This window comes from Streptomyces spiroverticillatus (genome assembly GCA_014650415.1).
Lineage (GTDB): Bacteria > Actinomycetota > Actinomycetes > Streptomycetales > Streptomycetaceae > Streptomyces > Streptomyces spiroverticillatus.
The window spans coordinates 155,319-173,171 of sequence record BMUX01000014.1 but is presented as its reverse complement, the minus strand read 5'-3'; the positions used below and the strand labels follow the sequence as shown (position 1 = coordinate 173,171).

19 protein-coding genes and 1 pseudogene are annotated in these 17,853 nt (G+C 71.4%); 11 read left to right on the top strand and 9 right to left on the bottom strand.

The genetic code is table 11. The annotated features are described in order from the left end of the window. Nucleotides 1-2: 2 nt before the first annotated feature. Nucleotides 3-614, top strand: coding sequence for a helix-turn-helix domain-containing protein (locus tag IE269_RS31035; protein WP_189826543.1), 612 nt, complete (start codon nucleotides 3-5; stop codon nucleotides 612-614). 86 nt (nucleotides 615-700) lie between these two features. Here the strand turns inward: IE269_RS31035 and IE269_RS31030 are convergent, their stop codons facing one another. Beyond that, entirely contained in the window at nucleotides 701-862 is a 162-nt protein-coding gene (locus IE269_RS31030) for a hypothetical protein (RefSeq protein ID WP_189826542.1), read from the bottom strand. Nucleotides 863-1,151: 289 nt separating this feature from the next. Between IE269_RS31030 and IE269_RS31025 the strand changes: the two genes are divergently transcribed. Continuing rightward, nucleotides 1,152-1,730 (top strand): hypothetical protein, encoded by a 579-nt coding sequence (locus IE269_RS31025; protein ID WP_189826541.1) that lies wholly within the window; start codon nucleotides 1,152-1,154, stop codon nucleotides 1,728-1,730. Nucleotides 1,731-2,120: 390 nt separating this feature from the next. Here the strand turns inward: IE269_RS31025 and IE269_RS31020 are convergent, their stop codons facing one another. The 3 genes from IE269_RS31020 to IE269_RS31010 are packed head-to-tail and all read right to left on the bottom strand — an operon-like array spanning nucleotide 2,121 to nucleotide 5,235. Beyond that, complete coding sequence (locus tag IE269_RS31020; protein WP_318299666.1) at nucleotides 2,121-3,365, bottom strand: MFS transporter; 1,245 nt, start codon at nucleotides 3,363-3,365, stop codon at nucleotides 2,121-2,123. Beyond that, the gene (locus tag IE269_RS31015; protein ID WP_189826540.1) at nucleotides 3,362-4,171 is read right to left on the bottom strand and encodes a Rossmann-like domain-containing protein; all 810 of its coding nucleotides are present in this window, start codon (nucleotides 4,169-4,171) and stop codon (nucleotides 3,362-3,364) included. Before IE269_RS31015 ends, IE269_RS31020 begins: the two co-directional genes overlap by 4 nt. Before the next feature lie 29 nt (nucleotides 4,172-4,200). Beyond that, on the bottom strand, nucleotides 4,201-5,235 hold the full coding sequence (locus IE269_RS31010; protein ID WP_189826539.1) for a pyridoxal-phosphate dependent enzyme: 1,035 nt from the start codon (nucleotides 5,233-5,235) through the stop codon (nucleotides 4,201-4,203). 442 nt (nucleotides 5,236-5,677) lie between these two features. Between IE269_RS31010 and IE269_RS31005 the strand changes: the two genes are divergently transcribed. From IE269_RS31005 to IE269_RS30985, 5 genes are all read left to right on the top strand, one after another. Continuing rightward, nucleotides 5,678-6,697 (top strand): FecCD family ABC transporter permease, encoded by a 1,020-nt coding sequence (locus IE269_RS31005; protein ID WP_318299674.1) that lies wholly within the window; start codon nucleotides 5,678-5,680, stop codon nucleotides 6,695-6,697. A gap of 1 nt (nucleotide 6,698) precedes the next feature. Further along, complete coding sequence (locus IE269_RS31000) at nucleotides 6,699-7,484, top strand: ABC transporter ATP-binding protein (protein WP_189826537.1); 786 nt, start codon at nucleotides 6,699-6,701, stop codon at nucleotides 7,482-7,484. Further along, nucleotides 7,481-8,494 (top strand): ABC transporter substrate-binding protein, encoded by a 1,014-nt coding sequence (locus tag IE269_RS30995; protein WP_189826536.1) that lies wholly within the window; start codon nucleotides 7,481-7,483, stop codon nucleotides 8,492-8,494. Before IE269_RS31000 ends, IE269_RS30995 begins: the two co-directional genes overlap by 4 nt. Before the next feature lie 107 nt (nucleotides 8,495-8,601). Next, complete coding sequence (locus IE269_RS30990) at nucleotides 8,602-8,781, top strand: hypothetical protein (protein ID WP_189826535.1); 180 nt, start codon at nucleotides 8,602-8,604, stop codon at nucleotides 8,779-8,781. A 176-nt stretch (nucleotides 8,782-8,957) separates the two neighbouring features. Then, the gene (locus tag IE269_RS30985; protein WP_189826534.1) at nucleotides 8,958-10,982 is read left to right on the top strand and encodes an NACHT domain-containing protein; all 2,025 of its coding nucleotides are present in this window, start codon (nucleotides 8,958-8,960) and stop codon (nucleotides 10,980-10,982) included. Between the two features lie 20 nt (nucleotides 10,983-11,002). Here IE269_RS30985 and IE269_RS30980 read toward each other — a convergent pair whose 3' ends face one another. The 3 genes from IE269_RS30980 to IE269_RS30970 all read right to left on the bottom strand — a co-directional run bounded on the left by IE269_RS30980 (nucleotide 11,003) and on the right by IE269_RS30970 (nucleotide 14,101). Next, nucleotides 11,003-12,343, bottom strand: a complete 1,341-nt coding sequence (locus IE269_RS30980) for a hypothetical protein (RefSeq protein WP_189826533.1) — start codon at nucleotides 12,341-12,343, stop codon at nucleotides 11,003-11,005. Nucleotides 12,344-12,374: 31 nt separating this feature from the next. Next, on the bottom strand, nucleotides 12,375-12,932 hold the full coding sequence (locus IE269_RS30975; protein WP_189826532.1) for a hypothetical protein: 558 nt from the start codon (nucleotides 12,930-12,932) through the stop codon (nucleotides 12,375-12,377). A 194-nt stretch (nucleotides 12,933-13,126) separates the two neighbouring features. Next, nucleotides 13,127-14,101, bottom strand: a complete 975-nt coding sequence (locus IE269_RS30970; protein ID WP_189826531.1) for an alpha/beta fold hydrolase — start codon at nucleotides 14,099-14,101, stop codon at nucleotides 13,127-13,129. Between the two features lie 135 nt (nucleotides 14,102-14,236). On the opposite strand from IE269_RS30970, the pseudogene IE269_RS30965 reads away from it, so the two are divergent. Then, nucleotides 14,237-14,854: pseudogene (locus tag IE269_RS30965) on the top strand (TetR/AcrR family transcriptional regulator); the annotation flags it as partial. Between the two features lie 189 nt (nucleotides 14,855-15,043). Here the strand turns inward: IE269_RS30965 and IE269_RS30960 are convergent. Together IE269_RS30960 and IE269_RS30955 are read right to left on the bottom strand one after the other, a co-directional pair. Then, nucleotides 15,044-15,238 (bottom strand): hypothetical protein, encoded by a 195-nt coding sequence (locus IE269_RS30960; RefSeq protein WP_189826529.1) that lies wholly within the window; start codon nucleotides 15,236-15,238, stop codon nucleotides 15,044-15,046. A gap of 224 nt (nucleotides 15,239-15,462) precedes the next feature. Then, nucleotides 15,463-16,170 carry a methyltransferase domain-containing protein gene (locus IE269_RS30955; protein WP_189826528.1) on the bottom strand — a complete coding sequence of 236 codons (708 nt, stop codon included), beginning with the start codon at nucleotides 16,168-16,170 and terminating at the stop codon, nucleotides 15,463-15,465. A 189-nt stretch (nucleotides 16,171-16,359) separates the two neighbouring features. Between IE269_RS30955 and IE269_RS30950 the strand changes: the two genes are divergently transcribed. From IE269_RS30950 to IE269_RS30940, 3 genes are all read left to right on the top strand, one after another. After that, nucleotides 16,360-16,596, top strand: coding sequence for a hypothetical protein (locus IE269_RS30950; protein ID WP_189826527.1), 237 nt, complete (start codon nucleotides 16,360-16,362; stop codon nucleotides 16,594-16,596). Continuing rightward, the gene (locus IE269_RS30945; RefSeq protein WP_189826526.1) at nucleotides 16,596-16,868 is read left to right on the top strand and encodes a hypothetical protein; all 273 of its coding nucleotides are present in this window, start codon (nucleotides 16,596-16,598) and stop codon (nucleotides 16,866-16,868) included. The genes IE269_RS30950 and IE269_RS30945 overlap by 1 nt, the downstream gene beginning before the upstream one ends. 207 nt (nucleotides 16,869-17,075) lie before the next feature. Next, complete coding sequence (locus tag IE269_RS30940; RefSeq protein ID WP_189826525.1) at nucleotides 17,076-17,843, top strand: hypothetical protein; 768 nt, start codon at nucleotides 17,076-17,078, stop codon at nucleotides 17,841-17,843. The last annotated feature ends 10 nt before the right edge of the window (nucleotides 17,844-17,853 follow it).

Below are 17,853 nucleotides of genomic sequence, written 5' to 3'. Positions count from 1 at the left end.
CGGTGACAGGCGACGACGTGGCCCAGACACTGGCGGCGATGGGCCCCCTGCTGCGGGCCGCACGCGAGCGCCGCGGTGCCACACTCACCGGCGTCAGCGGCACGACCGGCATCGCGCCGAGCACCCTGTCGCGGATCGAGACCGGTCGGCGCAGGCCCACCCTGGAGGTGGTGTTGCGACTGGCGAAGGAGTACGGCGTCTCCCTGGACGAGCTGGCGGGCACCGCACCCGCCCCTGCGCCCGAACGCCGCCCTTCGGTGCCGCTGAGCCTCGGTGACGACAAGGCAGTCCTGCCGCTGACCCGTTACGTCGGCGGACTGCACGCCCACAAGCACGTCCTGCCCGCCGTCGAGAAGCCACCGGCGCGCCCGCGGCAGGTCTCCCACGACGGCTACGAGTGGCTGTGCGTCCTGTACGGGCGGCTGTGGCTCGCGCTCGGCGACCAGGACCTCGTCCTGGTCGCCGGGGACGTTGCCGAGTTCGACACCCGCACCCCGCACGGGGTCGCGAACGCCGGTGCCGGCGGGCCGGTCGAGTACCTGATCATGTTCGGGCCGCAGGGAGAGCGCCTGCGACCGCGCACCCCGCCCGCCCCCGGCCGCGGGGTCCGGTAACAGGCAGCGAACGAGCGCTCTGACCTACCGGACATGCGCAGGAGGTCAGCCATCTTCCTCGTCGCCCTCCGCGGCCTGGGGGTGGCTCAGTCGGCCTGGTTGTCGGACTGCTTGTCTGCCTGCTTGGGCAGGCAGAACATCAGGGCCCACATCAGGCCGAGAAGGCCGCTGACCCACCCCCGCACGGTGACGAACGCGTCGCGCTTGACCGCGCCGTCGTGGGAGCAGCCGGTGACGGCGAACAACACCGGCGACCTGGAGCCCGTAGGCGACCATGACAGCGGACGCGATGAGGACGCCGGTCTGCGGCAGACGGCGAGCGAAACATCCGGCGGTTTTCGCCGCGATGGTCGCGCCGCCCATTTTTCTCACGGAGAGCAGCACGAGGGCCACCGCCCCCCCCCAGTGGGACGGAGCCGAGTGCGCTCCTCCAGTGGAGGGGGCTTGGGGGACTCGATGCATAGGCGGCGGGGGTGGTGTCTACGGATCCCAGCAGGCGGGGGAATGTCCTCCGTCCTGGTGTCCGAAGGAGTTGTCGTGCGAGTGTCCCCTCGCCCCACTGCTGTCCTGAGCACCGCCGCCCTGGTGGCCGGTGCCCTCGGCGCGGCCGCCGTGCCCGTCCAGGCCCTGCCGTCCCACCGCGTCCCGGCTGCCGAGCCGAAGATCGACCTGAACTGCGAGGCCACCATGCTCGTGACGTTCAAGCCCAGGCTCCACCCCTCCGGCAAGAACACGCCGACCACGTTCGAGGCCCTGGGCAAGTTCGGCCCCTGCACCCCCAAGGACGGCTCCCACGCCCAGGGCGGCCACTTCAAGGCGAACGGCGAGGGCAAGATCAGCTGTCTGGGCGGCAAGTCCTCGGGAACGGGCACCGTGAAGTGGGAGTCGGGGGAGACCTCGGAGTTCACCTTCCAGATCGCCCGAGCGTTCGCGGGCAAGGCCGAGGTGGGTGCTGACTACGAGGTCGCCGTCGGCGCGGTGGGGCGTGTCACCAGCGGCCCCTACCAGGGGAAGACGTTCGCTGCGGGCATGAAGGTCAACGAGGCCAAGAAGAAGTGCGAGGCGCACGGGCCGGGCATCAAGAAGGAGTTCGGCAAGGGAGTCCTGAAGATCTAATCCTGACTCGCCCTCCCGCGTGTACGTTCCGGGCCCGCTCCGTGGGCAGGCAGCGCCCTTCACGGGGCAGCACGAGAAGCTGCTGCCGCCGCCATTCGGTGTGCGGGCCCGGTAGGGAACCGCCGCTCGCCGCACACCCGGAGGGGAGGGCAGGGGGCGGCGGGCGCCTGCCTTGCACCCCGGTTCGGGGAGCGGGTGCTGCGGCGCGTGCTGTACCGGACGGTCAGCAGGTCTGCACCGGCGTGCGCTCCCTTCCTCCCCCGCGTGCAGCAGGTGAGCTGTCTCCCGTCAACTGATGCCGCATCCGGACGTGTTGGTGCGGCGGTACAGGGGCGCACGGGCACCGGTGCCGGACACGCCGGGGGTCGGTGAGCCAGAGCCTCACGGGCTTCATCCGTCGCGCAGCAGAGGGAGGCTGAGCAGCAGCGCCACGAGGGTCAGCGCACCCAGCACCGCCGCCGTGCCCGGATAGCCGCCGACCGCCAGGCCCACCCCGCCGAGACCGGCGCCGAGGAAGACTCCGAAGCTCATTCCGGCGGCGTTGACGCCGAGGGCCGTTCCGCGCAGGGAGCCGCAGCGTCGTACGAGCTGGGTGGTGACGCAGGCCGCCACCGTCGCGTGGGCCGCGCCGAGCAGGGCCGTCAGCGGCAGGGCGAGCAGCAGGGATGGGGAGAGGAAGACGCCGATGAGGGCACACAGGGCCACCCCCAGCGCCAGCACCATCAGACGCTCGCCGGTGAACCCCCGCCGCTCCTTGCTGAGCAGCCGCCCGGCGCACAGGTTGCCGAGGAAGAAGGACGTGCCGCTGAGCGTCCAGACGAGCGCGAAGGTCTCGGGGCCGAGCCGGAAGCGCTCGTCGTAGTACGCGGCCAGGTAGGCGAGGTAGCCCATGAAGGCCGCCGTCCGCAGCAGGGCGACAAGCAGCAGCGGCACCACTCCGGGCAGCGCCCCCAGCAGCCGGAACGACGCCAGGTATCCCGGCCGTTCCGGCCCCTCTGCCGGGTCCGTGCCGTGCTGTTCGCGGCCGCCCCGCAGCAGGAAGTACAGGGCGAGCACGGCCGTGAGGGCGGCGACGGCCCACAAGTCGCCCTGCCAGCCCCAGAACAGAGCGGGCAGCGCCACGAGCGGCGCAGCGAGGAGGGCGGTGAGCGACTGGGTGGCCGTGATCAGGGTGGCCGCGCGTCCGGCGGCGGCGTCGTCGGTGAAGCGGTCGGCGGCGGCCGCGGTGAGGGCCGGGTTCAGTACGGCGGTACCGGCGCCGACCAGCAGGCAGAACGCCGCCAGGAGCAGGAAGTCGCCGCTCGCGCCGAGCGCCGAGGCGAGCGCCAGGACAGCGAGCCCTGCCGCAGCGGCCCGCTCCTTGCGCACCCGGTCGAGCAGCGGCGCCAGCGCGGTGCCCACCGCGAGGGCGGCCAGTCCGCCGAGGCCGCGCAGCTGCCCGAGTGCGGCGACGCTGCCGTCCGCCGCGTGGGCGAGGGGTACGAGGAAGGTGCCGTACACGGTGAAGGGCACCAGCCCGGCGGCCGAGGCGAGGACGAACGGCCACAGCAGGCGGGTCATGTGCAGGTCGCCCGGCACCGCCGAGTGGTCCGCGGCGGTCGGCCCGGGAGGCTTCGGGGAGGCTGCGTCGCTCATGCCCGCCCCGTCCGGTACCGGTACAACGCGGTGGCGTCGGCGCTGAACTGGGAGAAGGGGAACGGCTCCGCCGACAGCCCGGTCACACCCGACCCCAGGAAGGCGCGGGCCACGGCGCTGCCGGTCTGGGCGTACACCGTCAGCGGGAGTGCCCGCTTGCGGCAGTGCTCCAGGATCGTGTCGAAGCTGCCGTTGCCGAGGGTCATGCCGGTGGCGACCACGGCGTCCGCCTGCGCGAGGACCTCGGTCATGTCGTCGGTGACGGGGTCGCCCCACTGGGTGGTGCGCAGGTGGAAGTCGCAGGGCAGCGGTACGCCGCCCCGCTCGCGTATCGCGGCGACGAGCGGGTTGACGACGCCGATGAGCGCGACCTTCGTACCGGGTACGAGGTCCAGGAGCCCGGCGACGGCCGCGTCCCTGGCCCGCGCCCGTTCCTCCGGCGCACCGGCGGGCAGCAGGACGGGCTCGGCGTGCGGGTCGGCGCGGTGCGGTCGTACGCGTCCGAGGTAGGCGTCGAGCGCGGCGACGCGCACCGCAGGCGTGTCGTGCCGCAGGAGGGTGTCGAGCGTCTGCCCCGAGGCCTCGGCGCAGAAGTCGGCGGTGACTTCCTCGCCCTCGAAGGAACAGGCGCCGAAGGCGTCGCCGGACCGCATCAGCAGATACCTGTTGCGGTACGTGACCGGGCTGCCGGCGAGTCGCGTGGTGTGGTGCAGCCAGAAGGCGCTGGTGACCGTCATCTCGTGCGGCGGGGGTCCGAAGTCGCCGTCCAGGACGGCGTGTTGGAGGTCGGGCAGGGAGTGCGGCATGTCGGTTCCTTTGGGGATTTCCGGAGAGGTCAGACGTTCTCGGGCTGCGGAAGGTGTGCGGCGTCCTGCGCCGGGACGTGGGCCGGTGGCCAGTCCATCGCCGACCACGGGTGCCGCAACGCGCCCTGTCCGGCGACTTCGTGGGGGCGCATCGCCTCGACGGGCACGGCGTCGCTGTGCCCGGCGTAGGCGCTGTCGACGTACCGGTGTCCGGTGTCGGCGGCGAGGAAGACGTGCGTGCGGCCGGTGTCGCGCTGCCGCTCCCACCGCGCGGCGAGGTAGGCGGCCCCCGCCGAGAGCCCGGCGAAGATGCCGCTGGCCCGCAGGAGTGCGACGGCGCCGGACCTGGCGTACTCGAAGTTCACCCAGTGGATGCGGTCGTAGAGGTCGTGCCGCACGTTGCGGAAGGGGATGGAGCTGCCGATGCCGGCGATGATCATGTCCGGGTCCAGGACGTGCTCGGCGCCGAAGGTGACACTGCCGAACGGCTGCACCCCGACCAGTCGCACGTCCCGGCCCGCCTCGCGCAGATACGTGGCGAGGGCCCCGGTGGAGGCTCCGGTGCCCACGCCGCCGACGAGGGTGAGCGGCCCTTCTGGCACCTCTTTGCGGACGAGGTCGGCGACCTCGCGGTAGCCGAGGTAGTGCAGGGCGTCGTGGTACTGCCGCATCCAGTGGAAGTGCGGGTTCTCGCGCAGGAGTTGGGAGATCCGCCGCACCCGGAGGTTCTGGTCCAGACGCAGGTTCCGGGAGGGGCGGACCTGCTCCAACGTGGCGCCCAGGATCTCCAGTTGGACGCGCAGCGTGCGGTCGACCGTGGTCGAGCCGACGATGTGGCAGTGCAGGCCGTGGCGGTGGCAGGCCAGGGCGAGCGCGTGGGCGTAGATGCCGCTGGAGCTGTCGACGAGGGTGTCGCCGGGCTTCACCCGCCCGGTGTTCAGCAGGTGTTGTACGGCGCCGAGGGCGGCGTAGAGCTTCATCGTCTCGAAGCGCAGACAGATCATGCCGGGCGGGACGGCCACGATCTGCGGTTCCTTGACGGCCTCGGCTATGTGCTCGTGCATGGGGGCCCTTCGGGTCAGGGTGCGCCTGAGCTGCGCGGAATCGGCGCTGAGGCAGGCGGAGGGGGTGGGGGAGGGGCAAGGCCTGGAGCAGCCTTCACTAGTTGAAAATGATTGTCAAGAAGTGCGAGAAGGGTCTAGTTCTGATTATCGTTTTCATGTACGTTGGCCTCGCCGCCCCGCTCGGAGCGCTCGCTTCCGAAGCGGAGCGTGCGGCCAACTCCCTTGCCCTAACGCTGTGTTGGTGGCAAGCGGCGCAGGAACCGGCTCCTCGGGAGCGGTCCGCGCCGCCCTCGGCACCCCCGCCCCCGAAAGGCCCTGCCCCATGCCCCCGCCCCCCGTCGCCGTGCCCTCGGCGCACAGCGGCCCCGCCGCGCCGCTCGACGCGGCACCCCCCGAACCCCCGGTCGGTCCGAAGGGCCGACTCGCCTCCCGCCGCGGCCTGTTGCTCGCCTGCGGCCTGCTGACTCTCGCCCTCGCCTGCTCGATCGTGCTCGCCATCGGTCTGGGCGCGGCCGTCGTCTCCCCGGCGGACACCGCCCGGTACCTGTGGGCGGCCCTCAGCGGCGGCCGGATCGCCGCCGGCGAAGTGACGACGTACCAGATCATCTGGGAGATCCGCACCCCGCGCGTCCTGCTCGCGGCGCTGGTGGGCGCCGGGCTCAGCGCGATCGGCGTCGCCATCCAGGCGCTGGTGCGCAACGCCCTCGCCGACCCCTTCGTGCTCGGCGTCTCCTCGGGCGCGTCCGTCGGGGCGGTCGGGGTGACGGTCACCGGGGGACTGGCGGCGCTGGGCGTCTACGCGGTGTCGGCAGGGGCCTTCCTCGGAGCACTCGTGGCGTCGCTCCTGGTGTACGCGGCCTCCTCGCGGCGCGGCACGCTCTCCCCGCTGCGGCTCGTACTGACCGGAGTGGCCCTGTCGCTGGGCTTCCAGGCGGTGATGAGCCTGATCATCTACTTCGCCCCGGACGCCGAGGCCACCAGCATGGTCTTGTACTGGACGATGGGCAGCTTCGGCGCCGCCGCCTGGGGCACGCTGCCGGTCGTCGCCGCGGGCGTCGTCCTCGGCCTGCTCCTGCTGCACCGGTACGGGCGGACGCTCGACGTGCTCGCCCTCGGCGACGAGACCGCCGCGAGCCTCGGCGTCGACCCCGACCGGCACCGCAAGACCCTGCTCGTCCTCGTCTCGCTGATGACCGGCGTGATGGTCGCCGTCAGCGGCTCCATCGCCTTCGTCGGACTGGTCATGCCCCACCTGGTCCGCATGGTCGTCGGCGCCGGCCACGCCCGGGTGCTGGCCGTGGCGCCGCTCGCGGGAGCGGTGTTCATGGTCTGGGTCGACCTGGTGTCCCGGACGCTTGTGTCACCGCGCGAACTGCCACTGGGGGTCATCACCGCCCTCGTCGGAGTGCCGGTGTTCCTTGCCGTGATGCGCCGCAAGGGCCCTCTGTCCGGGGGGCGTTGACATGGACCTGAGACTGGATCGCCTCTCCGTCGAGATCGACGGCAGGACTCTGGTGCGTGAACTCTCCCTGGATGTCCCCAGCGGGCAGGTCGTCGGCCTGGTCGGACCCAACGGCAGCGGCAAGTCCACCGCCCTGCGGTGCGTGTACCGCGCGCTGACCCCCAGCTCGGGCGTCGTACGGGCCGGCGAGCACACGCTCACGGACCTGACCGTGCGCCGCTGCGCGCAGCTCGTCGCGGCCATGACCCAGGACGGCTCCGTCGACCTCGACTTCACCGTCGAGGAGGTCGTCGCACTGGGGCGTACACCCCACCTGCGCGGCAACCAGCAACTCGGTCCCCGCGAAAGGGAATTGTGCACCCGCGTGATGGACCGGCTCGACATCCGTCACCTCGCCCGGCGCGGCATCCTGACCCTCTCCGGCGGAGAACGCCAGCGCGTCCTGCTGGCCCGCGCACTCGTCCAGGAACCGAAGATCCTCGTACTGGACGAGCCGACCAACCACCTCGACGTCCGCCACCAGGTCGAACTGCTCTCCCTGCTGCGCGGCTCGGGCCTCACCACCCTGGTCGTCCTGCACGACCTCAACCTCGCCGCAGCCGCCTGCGACCGCCTCGGCGTGCTCAGCGAAGGGCGACTGGTCGCCGCGGGCCCACCGGAGGACGTACTCACCACCGAACTCGTCGCCGAGGTCTTCGGCGTCGAGGCGAGCATCGTGCCCCACCCGCTGACCGGCGGCCCCCAACTCCTCTACTCCCTCCCCGCGAAAGGCACCCCCACGCCATGACGAACACAACCCTCGCCAGACTGCGCCGCCCCACCGCCCTCGGTTCGGCCCTCGCCGCCGCCCTGCTGCTCAGCGGCTGCGGCGCCACCGTGGAACCGGACGCGAAAGCAACCCGGAAGGTCACCGTCAAACGGTGCGGCGAGCCGGTCACGTACACGGTCCCCCGGCGGGCCGTCGCGTACGAAGGTGGAAGCGCCGACAAGCTGTTCAGCCTCGGCCTGGCCGACCATGTGCACGGGTACGTGATGCCCCCGGCGAACCCGCCGGTGACCCGGTCGCCGTGGGCGGCCGACTACGCCAAGGTGAAGATGCTCAGCGACGACCTGCTCAACAAGGAGATCGTGGTGCAGGCCAAGGCGGACTTCGTCGTTGCCGGCTGGAACTCCGGCTTCAAGCCCGAGCGGGGCATCACCCCGCAGATCCTCGACAAGCTCGGGGTGCAGAGCTTCCTGCACAGCGAGAGCTGCTTCAACTACCCGGGATTCCCGGAGAAGTTCACCCCCTTCGAGGCCCTGTACGAGGACCTCGGGCGGCTGGGGAAGATCTTCCAGGTCGAGGACCGGGCGAAGACGGTCGTCGGCGGGCTGAAGAAGCGGGTGGAGAACGTCAGGGCGCAGGCACCCCGGGGCAAGCCGGTCCCGGTCTTCCTCTACGACTCGGGCACCGAGCAGCCCTTCACCGCCGGAAACCAGGTCCCGCCCAACGACATCATCAAAACCGCCGGAGGCCGGAACGTCTTCGACGGCCTCGACCAGCGCTGGACCCAGGTGAACTGGGAAGCCGTCGCCGCGGCGGAACCGGACGTCGTCATGATCCTCGACTACGGGGACCAGCCCGCCCAGAAGAAGATCGACTTCCTCAAGAACTCCCCCCACACGAAGGGACTCCCCGCCGTCAAGAAGAACAACTTCTTCATCCTCGACTACAACGAGGGCATCAGCGGACCGCGCAACGTGGACGGGCTGGAGAAGTTCGCAGCGTACGTACGCGAGCTCGACCGGCAGAGCTGAAGCGCGACCGGCCCCCGCTGCACCCCCTGCGCACCCCTCCGGCCCCACCACGTCCACGGGCAGCCCCGCCGGACGAGCCTCCGCCACCGTGGCCCCGGGGCCACCCCGTGCGGGTCAGGCGGTGGCTGCTGACCGTGCTGGAGCTGGTCTTCCACCCCCTGCTGGAGGGCCTGCCCCTGATCCTCCAGACGCTGCTGCTCAGCGCCGCCGTCGTCCCGACGGTCGGCTGGCTGCTGATGCCCCGCCTGCACAAGGACCGGGCTCGGCTCTTCGCCCGCTCCGCCTGAGGCCGGACCGGCCCCAAAGCCTCGTGCGACGGTGGAGGCGCTGCCGGGAGTATCGCTTTCGTGCGGGAGGGGCGGCATGATGAAATGCTGTGCGTATGAGGGGATTTGGTCTCAGGCGGCCGGGCCTGAGAAGGGCGCTGCTACTGACAGTTGCGGTCGTCATCGTGGTGCTGGCCGTGCGTCTCAGGTACGTCGAGGAGAAATCGGTCTCCACCGTTCTGCTGGTGGTGTCACTGGTGACGGCCGTGGCCGGTTTCCTCCCGCCGCGCCCCGCCGCCCCGAAGGAACTGGAGGCGGTCGCACAGGAGTTGGCGGCCGACGTCCGACGGGAGTGGGGTGCCGAAGCGGCCCGGAACGTCGTCGCGTCCTCCGTCCTGCCGGTCGCCTGGCGGTCGGCCGACCCTGAACTGGTGGAAGGCTGGGAAGAGGTCGTCGGAGCGGCCCGCGGGCTGCCGGAGGGCCCGCCCGGCGAAGCGGACACGTGGCCGACGGACGCCACCGGGCTGGCGGGAACGTACACCGAGATCGGTGAGATCTTCACCCGGCGGGTGCCCACGCGCCGACTCGTCGTGCTGGGCGGGCCCGGCTCCGGCAAGACCGCGCTGCTCGTCCGGCTGCTGCAGGAACTCGGGCGGCCCCCAGCGGGCGGACCCGTACCGGTGCTGCTCTCCCTGGCCTCCTGGGACCCGCGCGCCCCCGGCGGTCTGCGCGCCTGGCTGGCCGAGCAGTTGCGCCGGCACAACAACGTCGACCTCCGGCATCCCGCAGGTGCGGAAGCGCGGACGCCCGACCGGGCGCAGGCGCTGGTGGACCGCGGGCTGGTGCTGCCCCTGCTGGACGGATTCGACGAAATACCGCCCGCCCTGCAGGCGTTGGCGCTGCACGAGATCAACAGCGCCTGGCGGACCCGGCCCCTGGTCCTGACGAGCCGCACCGACGCCTACCGGGCCGCCCTCGGCGGACCCGAGGCCAGACTCCTCGACGGGGCCACCGGAATCCAGCTCATCCCTCTCACTGCCGGTCCCGCCGCCTCCTACCTGCGCCAGGGACTTCCCCCGGCCCGGGCCGCACGGTGGGACGCCGTCGTCGCCCGCCTCGGGAGCCAGACCCCGGTCGGGCAGGTCCTGGCCACCCCGCTGGGCCTGTACCTCGCTCGTACCGTGTACGTACGGCCCCCCGGCACCCGAGAGACCGGGCCGGTGCCGCACCCGGACGACCTGTGCGACACCACCGCCCTGCCCACACAAGAAGAGCTGGAACGCCACCTCTTCCGCCACTTCCTCACCGCCGTGTACGACGAGACCGCCCCGCACACCGGACCGCACCGCTGGTCCGCCGAACAGGCCCGCCGCACTTGCACCGCCCTCGCCCGCCACCTGGAGACCCACCACGGTGGCAGCCCCGACCTGGCCTGGTGGGAACTGGGCCCCATGGTGCCCGCCGAGCGGCGGGAGAACGTCGCCGCGCTGCTCACCGGTCTCCCCTCCGGCGCGCTCGTCGGCCTGGTCGTCACCCTCGGCCTCGGCTGGGGCTGGGGTCTCGTCGGCCTGCTGGCCGCCTTCCTCACCAGCGGCATCGCCTCCGCCACCGTCCGGCCCGGGGCGGCGGCCGTCGCGTACCCGAGCACCCGGTTCCGCTCCACCCTCTACTTCGGTCTCCTCCTCGCGCTCCTGGCCACGCTCGTCGTCAACGAGATCGCCGAGGGGTGGGTCGTCCAGTACGGTTCCCTCCTCGCGGCAGCCGTCCTGTGGTCCCGGCTGAACGGCAGCCTCACCCTGGAGCGCGCCGACCCGTCCACCGCGGTCGGACCGCGCAAACTGCTCGTCCAGGACCGCCGGATCTTCCTCCAGATCGTGCTGCTGTACGCCATGGCATTCGGCGCCTGGGGCGTCTTCGTCTGCGGGCTCAAGGGACTGTTCTGGGGCATCCCTCCGTTCGGGATCGCGGGCGGCCTCGCCGTCGGCCTCACCGCGGGCCTGGCGCGTGGGCTGACCCTCGGGCTCAGGGACACCTCCTGGGCGCAGTTCGCCGTCACCACCGTCTGTCTGGCCGTACGCCGTCAGGCCCCCTGGTCGCTGATGGCCTTCCTCCGGGACGCGCACGCGCGCGGAGTGCTGCGCCAGGTCGGCACGGTCTACCAGTTCCGGCACATCGGCCTCCAGCGCCATCTCGCCGGGCAGGTCCCGCGAGGGGGTGCGTGACGGTGGGAGGCCCGGGCTCCCTATCTCCGTCGGTCCCGGGTCTGCTGCCGGCGCGGTGCCGGGTCCGGGTGGCCCACCAGTTCCCGTAACCCGTCCTCAAGCATCCGTACCGGATCAGCGCCGTTCGCGAGACCCAGGGGCCCGCTCCGCTTCACCGGGCGGCCAGTGTCGTCGAGCAGGAAGAGCATGCCGTGCGGTTCGTACTCCGGAAGGAACAGACCGTTCTTCCGGCACCGGGCGCGCGTCCTGCGCCACTCCGCCCGGGAGTCGGTCGCCCTGGGGCGGGGGCCCTGCGCCCTTGCGGCCCGCCCGGGAAGCACTGCCGGGACCTCTACGTACTCCGGCATGACGAACACCGTACGTCCGAGGCAACCGTGGTCCCGGAGCCAGGCCATCTCCCACTGCACCCACTTCGTCGCCCCGGGAATCATGACCACGTACCGCGCCGCGGCGGCGAGTTGTGCGAACAGAACCCTCCACTTGTCGTCCGGCTGTTCCTCGATCCGGGCGACTCCGGGACCGGTGATCGAAGGCCCCAGGGCGATGGGGGGCAAGGTGTCCGCCAAGGCGGCGTACAGCACCGTCTCGAAGTCGAGGTGCGGATTCCAGTGGGTCGTCTTGGGGACCGGGTCGTCCCACGGCAGCAGCATGTCGTCGGGACTCGGGTCGAGTTGGAAGCGGTACGCGGGCCGGGTGGGCAGATGGTCGGTCACCGTGAAGGACCTGAGGTAAAGCACGAACGGCTCCACCGGGCGGCCCTGCGCGACCCCCTCCTTGATCGCCCGCGCCCGCTGCCTGCGCCAGTCGTGCGTCCGTGCCAGGTCCTTCGGGTAGAGGCGGCGGAGCACGAGATTCGGCACGCGGCTCGACGCGGCGACGACGCCCGAACCGCCCAGGGCCGCCGACCCCCACAGCCAGCCGTCCGGGTCCAGCAGGGTGTTTCCGCTCCACAGGAAAACGTAGAGAAGGAAGAACAGCGGGAGGCTGAAGGAGTGGTAACGCACCCAGATCACGGTGCCTGTGTACGGATTCACCCCGCGCAGCCGGAAGCCGAAGGGGAAGTAGATCCCGCCCGTCACGAAACAGGCGGCGCAAACGCTCCAGGCGTTCCAGTGGAACGTGACGTCGAACCGCCCCGCCACGTCGTGCCACGCCAGGGCGAGACCGGTGGCATACGGAAGCCACAGCACCACGGTGAGCCATGTGCACCTGGAGATGCGCAGGCCGAGCCCGGCCGCGCCCACGATCTTCAGGAGGGCCACCGCGGGCGGCAGGACCGCGAGGCTGAGGACCAGGACGAGGACGCGGGCCCAGCCGGGAAGCCACACCGACATGGCGATGGTCACGAGCAGGTACGGCATGGCGGCCCCCCTTGGCCCCGCTTCGGCGCGCTCACCACGCGCGGGGGGTCAGGAGGCCGAGCAGGCGGAGTTGCTCTGCCTTCAGCCGGGCGAACGACTCGCGGACGTACGTCGCATAAGGGGTGCCCGGATGCCGGATCAGCACGTCGGGGCGGGTGCCTTCGGCCGCGGGCGCGGCCAGAGCCACCTCGCAGGCGGCGACATGGGCGCAGAACAGCCGCAACGGCTCCGGCAGTTCCGGTTCGACCAGGAGATCCGCGTGCTCGATGATCAGATTGCGCATCTTCCGGTTGGTCGGCATGAACGCGTGGGTGAACCAGCGGTCCCAGGTCGCGCGTTCCTCGGGGGAGGGGTCGGCCGTCCGCCGCTGTGCACCGGGCGGCACGACGGAGGGCTGAAGCGTCTCCCAGATGTGCTCGTTGCTCTCCACGAGGGCGTTGAGCGGGCCGTAGAGCAGGCGCAGTTGCTCGCCGATCCGGGTCACCCGGGTCTGCCGGCGCTCGAAGCGCAGCTGGCTCCACTGATTGAGCAGGAAGGCCACGATCGCGACCACGAGCGTCGCGGAGGCCGTGATGGCGGCCGCCAGCATCAGCGGCTCCCCATACCAAGAGTGAGGCTCTCGTAGCACAGGGGCATGGGTCGTATGGTTCCACGCCCGGCGGCGGTGCGGGAGAAGTTCGCCGAAGGTGGGTGATGCCGGGCGCTGAAGGTGCGTGGGGGAGGGGAGGGGCGGTTCAGGGCTGCCTGCCCGGGCGGCCCGCTCCCTCCCCTCCTTTTCCGGAGCTACGCCTCCCGGCCGTTGCGCGCCACCGTCGGCCCCGGCACCGGCCCCGGCCCCGGCCTGAAGGAGTCGGCCTCCTCCATGAAGCTGAGCATCCGGGCGTTGACGAGACTTGGGTGGTCGATCTGCGGACCGTGGCCGGTCGCGGCGAGGATCTCCGCGCGGGCCCCGGGGACGAGCCGCGGCACGCGTTCCAGCTGCCGCTCGGGGTGTACGAGCAGGCTCCGCTTGCCCATGATCAGGTAGAACGGCGTACGGATGGACCCCAGTTCGGCGTCGGTCAGGGGCAGCGGTGCGGGGCGGCGTATGCGGAAAGCGCGGACGCCCTTCTGGATCCACGTGCGCAGTTCGTCGTCGGAGATCACCGGCTGTTCGAGCCAGGCGGCCAGGCGCGGGCGCAGCTTCCTGGGGGCGAAGGTCGCGAAGAGGCTGACGAAGATCCAGGCGAAGAAGCGCAGGCCCACCTTCTCCAGCCCGCCGGGGTCGAGTGCGGTGACGGAGGCGAGGCGTCCGGGCCTGCGGTGGACCTGGTTGATGACCAGCCAGCCGCCGTAGGAGGAACCCACCAGGTGGACCCGGTCGAGGCCCAGGGCCTCGAAGGTCTCGTCCATCCACTGGGCGGCGCGCTCCGGCTGCCACATGGGTTCGCGGTGGACGCTGCGGCCGGGGTCGCCCGGGGTGTCGAACGTGTACACGGGGCGATCGGCGCTGAGCGCGGGGGTGTTGGGGTACCACATGGCGGAGCTGCTGCCGGACCCGTGGATCAGGACGATCGGGGTGCGGGACTCCGCGGCCGGGTCGTCGGGACCGTACCGGTAGACGTGCGTGGTGCCGAAGCTGGTCTCCACGTCCGTCTCGGAGCGGATGGGGGCGCCCTTCGCGAGGAGGGCGTCACCGGCGGCGAAGTACCGGTCCCGCAGGGTGTCGTTGATGTAGCGGCCGATGTCGCGGCGCACGGGGGTCTTGCGGTCGGGCACGGGGCACCTCCGGGAAGATCCATTCTTCGTGATACGAACGTACCACGATCTTGGTACGGCGGTACCATGAAAAACCTGGACCCCTCGGCGACCGGACGACGGGGTCCGACCAGCGACGGGCGGAGACACGAGAACATGCCGAAACGCGTGGACCACGAGGAACGGCGCACCCAGATCGCCGAGGCCCTCATCCGGGTGGCCGGCCGGCGCGGCCTGCACTCGGTCGGGATGCGCGACGTGGCGGCCGAGGCCGGAGTCTCGCTGCGCCTCGTCCAGTACTACTTCCAGACCAAGGAGAAGCTGCTCTTCCACGGACTCCAGCACCTGAGCGACCGCTTCACCGCGCGCGTGGGCGTCCGCCTGGCCGCCGTCGGCCCCGGCCCGGGGCCCCGGGCGACCGTCGAGGCGCTGCTCCTGGCCTCACTCCCCACGGACGAGGAGAGCCGTACCTTCCATCTCCTGTACAGCTCCTACGCGATCCTCTCGGTCACCGACGAAGCCCTCGCCGCCCACCCCTTCATCGACAACCCCGACGCCGCCGAAAACGCACTGACGGACCTGCTCGTGCAGGCGCAGAAGACCGGCCTGGCCGACCCCGGGACCGACGCGCGCACCGAGGCGATCAGCCTGCTCGCCATGACCGCGACCATGGGCACCAGCATCCTCGTCGGCCAGCGCACGCCGGAGTCGGCCGTCGCGGTGCTCGACCACCACCTCGACCGGATCTTCCGCCACGACCCGCCCCCGCCGCCTGCACGGCCCGGGCGCAAGGCTGCCGTACGGGACCGGTCGAACACGCGCCGGCCGCAGGCCGCGGAGGGAGCGCCCACCGCAGAGCGGCAGCGCGGCGAGGAGCCGCAGGAGGACTAGCTGCGCGGCTGCACTCCGCCATGGCCATGGCCATCGGCACTGTGCCCGCCGTCGCACGCGCCCCACCCCCCCTCAAGCCCTCGGGTTCCACGTGTGGTGCACGTGCAAGGAGTCGCACAGGGCGAAGAGGTACATGTCCAGGTACGTCGGTTCCGGCCACGGAGGGGGCGTCGGCAGGCCCTGCGTGCTCGTGTCGAAGGCCTTGCGGAAGGCCCGGGCGAGCTTCACGTCGAGTGCGAACTTCTTGGCATCGCCGCCGGAGCCCATCCCCCATCTTGCGTGGGTATCTCCGGCTTCAGCCGGGGAGGGAAACGCATCCTTGCTCCGAACGCCGGATCAAAGCCGCAGCGTTCCCGAGGCAGACGCGGCATTGCCCCTCGGGGGGGGCGACAGGGGGGGATGGCGCAGAGACGCAGCGCCCCCGCCCGCACGGATCTGCGAACCCAAGATCCCCTTTGCCGCGCGACCGGATGCGACTGTCATTTCGACCGTCATGGAGAGACAGGGCGGCGTGCCTGAAGAAGCAGGGTGTCCGCCGTTCTCGTGCCGCTGTACCGGGCTGGGAGTGCGACGGCGCTGACAGTGGTCAGCCCGGCCTCCTCCAGGAGTCGGACCCAGACCCGCTCCTGGAGCACCCAGCGCCGCAGAACGGCGGGACACCCGTCTGGACCCCTGACCGGAAGGTCCGCAGGCACCACCCGATGCTCGGCGGGCGCACCGCCCACGTAATGGCCCAGCGTGGAGAAGACGAGCCTGCCACCTGGGCGCAGCGCCGCGGCGGCCGCGGGGAGCAGACGGCGTGGGTCGGTGAAGTCCACGGCCCCGAAGACGCTGTACAGAACGTAGTAGGAAGCCGGCCGGGACGTCAGATGCTCCGTCACATCAGCGTGCACGAGCCGCAGTTGCGGAGCGAGGTGGCCGAATAAGGCGACAGCCCTGGCATGTTGGGCGGGCGAGGCGTCAACGGCGTCCACGAGAGCCTTCGGGTGGCGATCGGCCAGGTACGCAGCCAGCTGGGCAGCACCGGCCCCGAGGTCGGCCACCCGTAGCCCGGCAAGCTCACCGAGCAGTTCCGGCCCAGGCCCGCAGTCCTGCCCCCAACTCCAGGAAAAAGCCACCGGAGCGGATCCGTGCGTGCTCGCCTCCGCCGATCCGTAGCGGTGCCAGAGATCCGGAGCCTGTGGATTCACGGGTCCCATTCTGCCGGGTCGGCCCTCAGACGTCCTTGGCTCGCGCGCTGCACGGCTCCCGTACGTGACCGTCCACGCCACCCGGCGGGGGCGCCGTGCGCCAGGGCTGAGTTGCTCGCGGCAGTCAACGCCCCGCGACCCCACACCCCCGTACGCGATACCGTGATGAAACACGCCGTACGCGCCCTGGAGCCCTCGATGAGCGAACAGCCGGCCCCCGCCGCCCACCACCTTCGCCAGCAACTGGAGCCCGCCGCCGCCGAAGCAGTCCGCGCGTACGCGGCCAGGACCCGAGAGAGCGCGGACCAACTCGCCGCCGTACTGGAGGACATCGCCGCCAACGGCCTGCCTTCGGCGGAGGACTGCACCCCGTGGGAGGACCTGCGCGAGGCCCACCTCGCCCGCCTCGCCCACCAGCGCCCGGCCGTCGCCTGATGCCCCCACGGCCCGGCCCGCGCCGCGCCCGGATCGCCTTCTCGGACGCCGCCGCCAAACAACTGGAGAACATCACCAGCGAGGCGGAGATCCACGCCCTGGACCGCGCCCTGGTCGTCGTCTCCGTCGCCCCCGACATCGGCGAACCCCTGCCCGGCCACGCCGCCGGCCCCCAACTGCGCCAGTACACCGACGAAGTGGAGCGCGTACGCCTGCTGTACTGGGTCACCGCGCTGCGCACGGTGGTCGTCGTTGCCTACATCGAAACCTGACCACGAAGGGCCCATGAACCCCCGCCTCGCCGGCTGCTGGCCCCCGAACTCCCTGTGTGCGCTGCCTCACCAGATCGGCGTCCACCCCGCACCCTTGAGTAAGTGGCCTCCGCCTGCGGCGACTTCACCCAGCACTCGCCCGGCCTCACCGCACCCCACCAGCCCGTACAGTACCCACCCACCTGGGCACGCCGCGGAGTACGGACCGTGACCAGCGACGCAGAGCGAGAAGACCTCGGAAGCGATCCGAGTACGTGGCCGATCGACCAATTGCATACGTTGATCCAGAACGTCCGCGGCCAGCGCCTGGAGACGGTACGCATCGTGGCGCAGGAACATGCCTACGACTCTGCTCGGCCACGAGCAGCCCGCCGCCAGTGGGCGAAGCTGTCGTTGCACGCCAACCGGCTGATGCTCGCTGCCGGCGAGGGCAACCTGACGCGGGTGACCCAGCATGACTTCATGCTCCGGACATGGGTGATCGACAACCTGGGCCCCGACGACACGGACCCCGACTGGAATCCTGACGCGTTGGCGGCCGACACGCTTCACGCCCTGACCATCACACCTGCACAGGCTGCCGCCCTTGCCGACGAGTGGCGCGACCTGGCCACCGAGCAGATCCGACAGCTTCGACGGCACAAGAACCTGACGGCCCATCTGGACACCCTGCTCGGCCACCTGCCCCCTGGACGCACCCGCGACCAGCTTTGCCCTGGACCTCCACCCGCCGGTTGCTTCCATGATCGACCGGCCCGAACCCGGCGCACCCCAGCAGGCGGAGTTCTAATGGAAGTTGACTGTGCCGACCTCCCACTGGAACCGCTCCGCCAGAAGCATGCGGACACCGCCCGCTCTGCTCCCGTACAACCCGAAGTCCCGCTCGGCGCGTCGACTGCGGTCCGCTCTCCGGCGTTGACTCGCGAAGAAGACCACCCAGGGCATCAGGCCTACGGGTCCGAGTGCCCGAACTAGGGCGTGCCGA

Excerpts from the sequence above, each read along its gene's own strand:
- IE269_RS31015 (WP_189826540.1), bottom strand. The coding sequence starts at position 4,171 with ATGCCGCACTCCCTGCCCGACCTCCAACACGCCGTCCTGGACGGCGAC.
- IE269_RS30960 (WP_189826529.1), bottom strand. The coding sequence starts at position 15,238 with ATGGGCTCCGGCGGCGATGCCAAGAAGTTCGCACTCGACGTGAAGCTC.
- IE269_RS30950 (WP_189826527.1), top strand. The coding sequence starts at position 16,360 with ATGAGCGAACAGCCGGCCCCCGCCGCCCACCACCTTCGCCAGCAACTG.
- IE269_RS30980 (WP_189826533.1), bottom strand. The coding sequence starts at position 12,343 with ATGCCGTACCTGCTCGTGACCATCGCCATGTCGGTGTGGCTTCCCGGC.
- IE269_RS30975 (WP_189826532.1), bottom strand. The coding sequence starts at position 12,932 with ATGCTGGCGGCCGCCATCACGGCCTCCGCGACGCTCGTGGTCGCGATC.
- IE269_RS30955 (WP_189826528.1), bottom strand. The coding sequence starts at position 16,170 with ATGGGACCCGTGAATCCACAGGCTCCGGATCTCTGGCACCGCTACGGA.
- IE269_RS31010 (WP_189826539.1), bottom strand. The coding sequence starts at position 5,235 with ATGCACGAGCACATAGCCGAGGCCGTCAAGGAACCGCAGATCGTGGCC.
- IE269_RS30995 (WP_189826536.1), top strand. The coding sequence starts at position 7,481 with ATGACGAACACAACCCTCGCCAGACTGCGCCGCCCCACCGCCCTCGGT.
- IE269_RS30945 (WP_189826526.1), top strand. The coding sequence starts at position 16,596 with ATGCCCCCACGGCCCGGCCCGCGCCGCGCCCGGATCGCCTTCTCGGAC.
- IE269_RS31020 (WP_318299666.1), bottom strand. The coding sequence starts at position 3,365 with ATGAGCGACGCAGCCTCCCCGAAGCCTCCCGGGCCGACCGCCGCGGAC.
- IE269_RS31000 (WP_189826537.1), top strand. The coding sequence starts at position 6,699 with ATGGACCTGAGACTGGATCGCCTCTCCGTCGAGATCGACGGCAGGACT.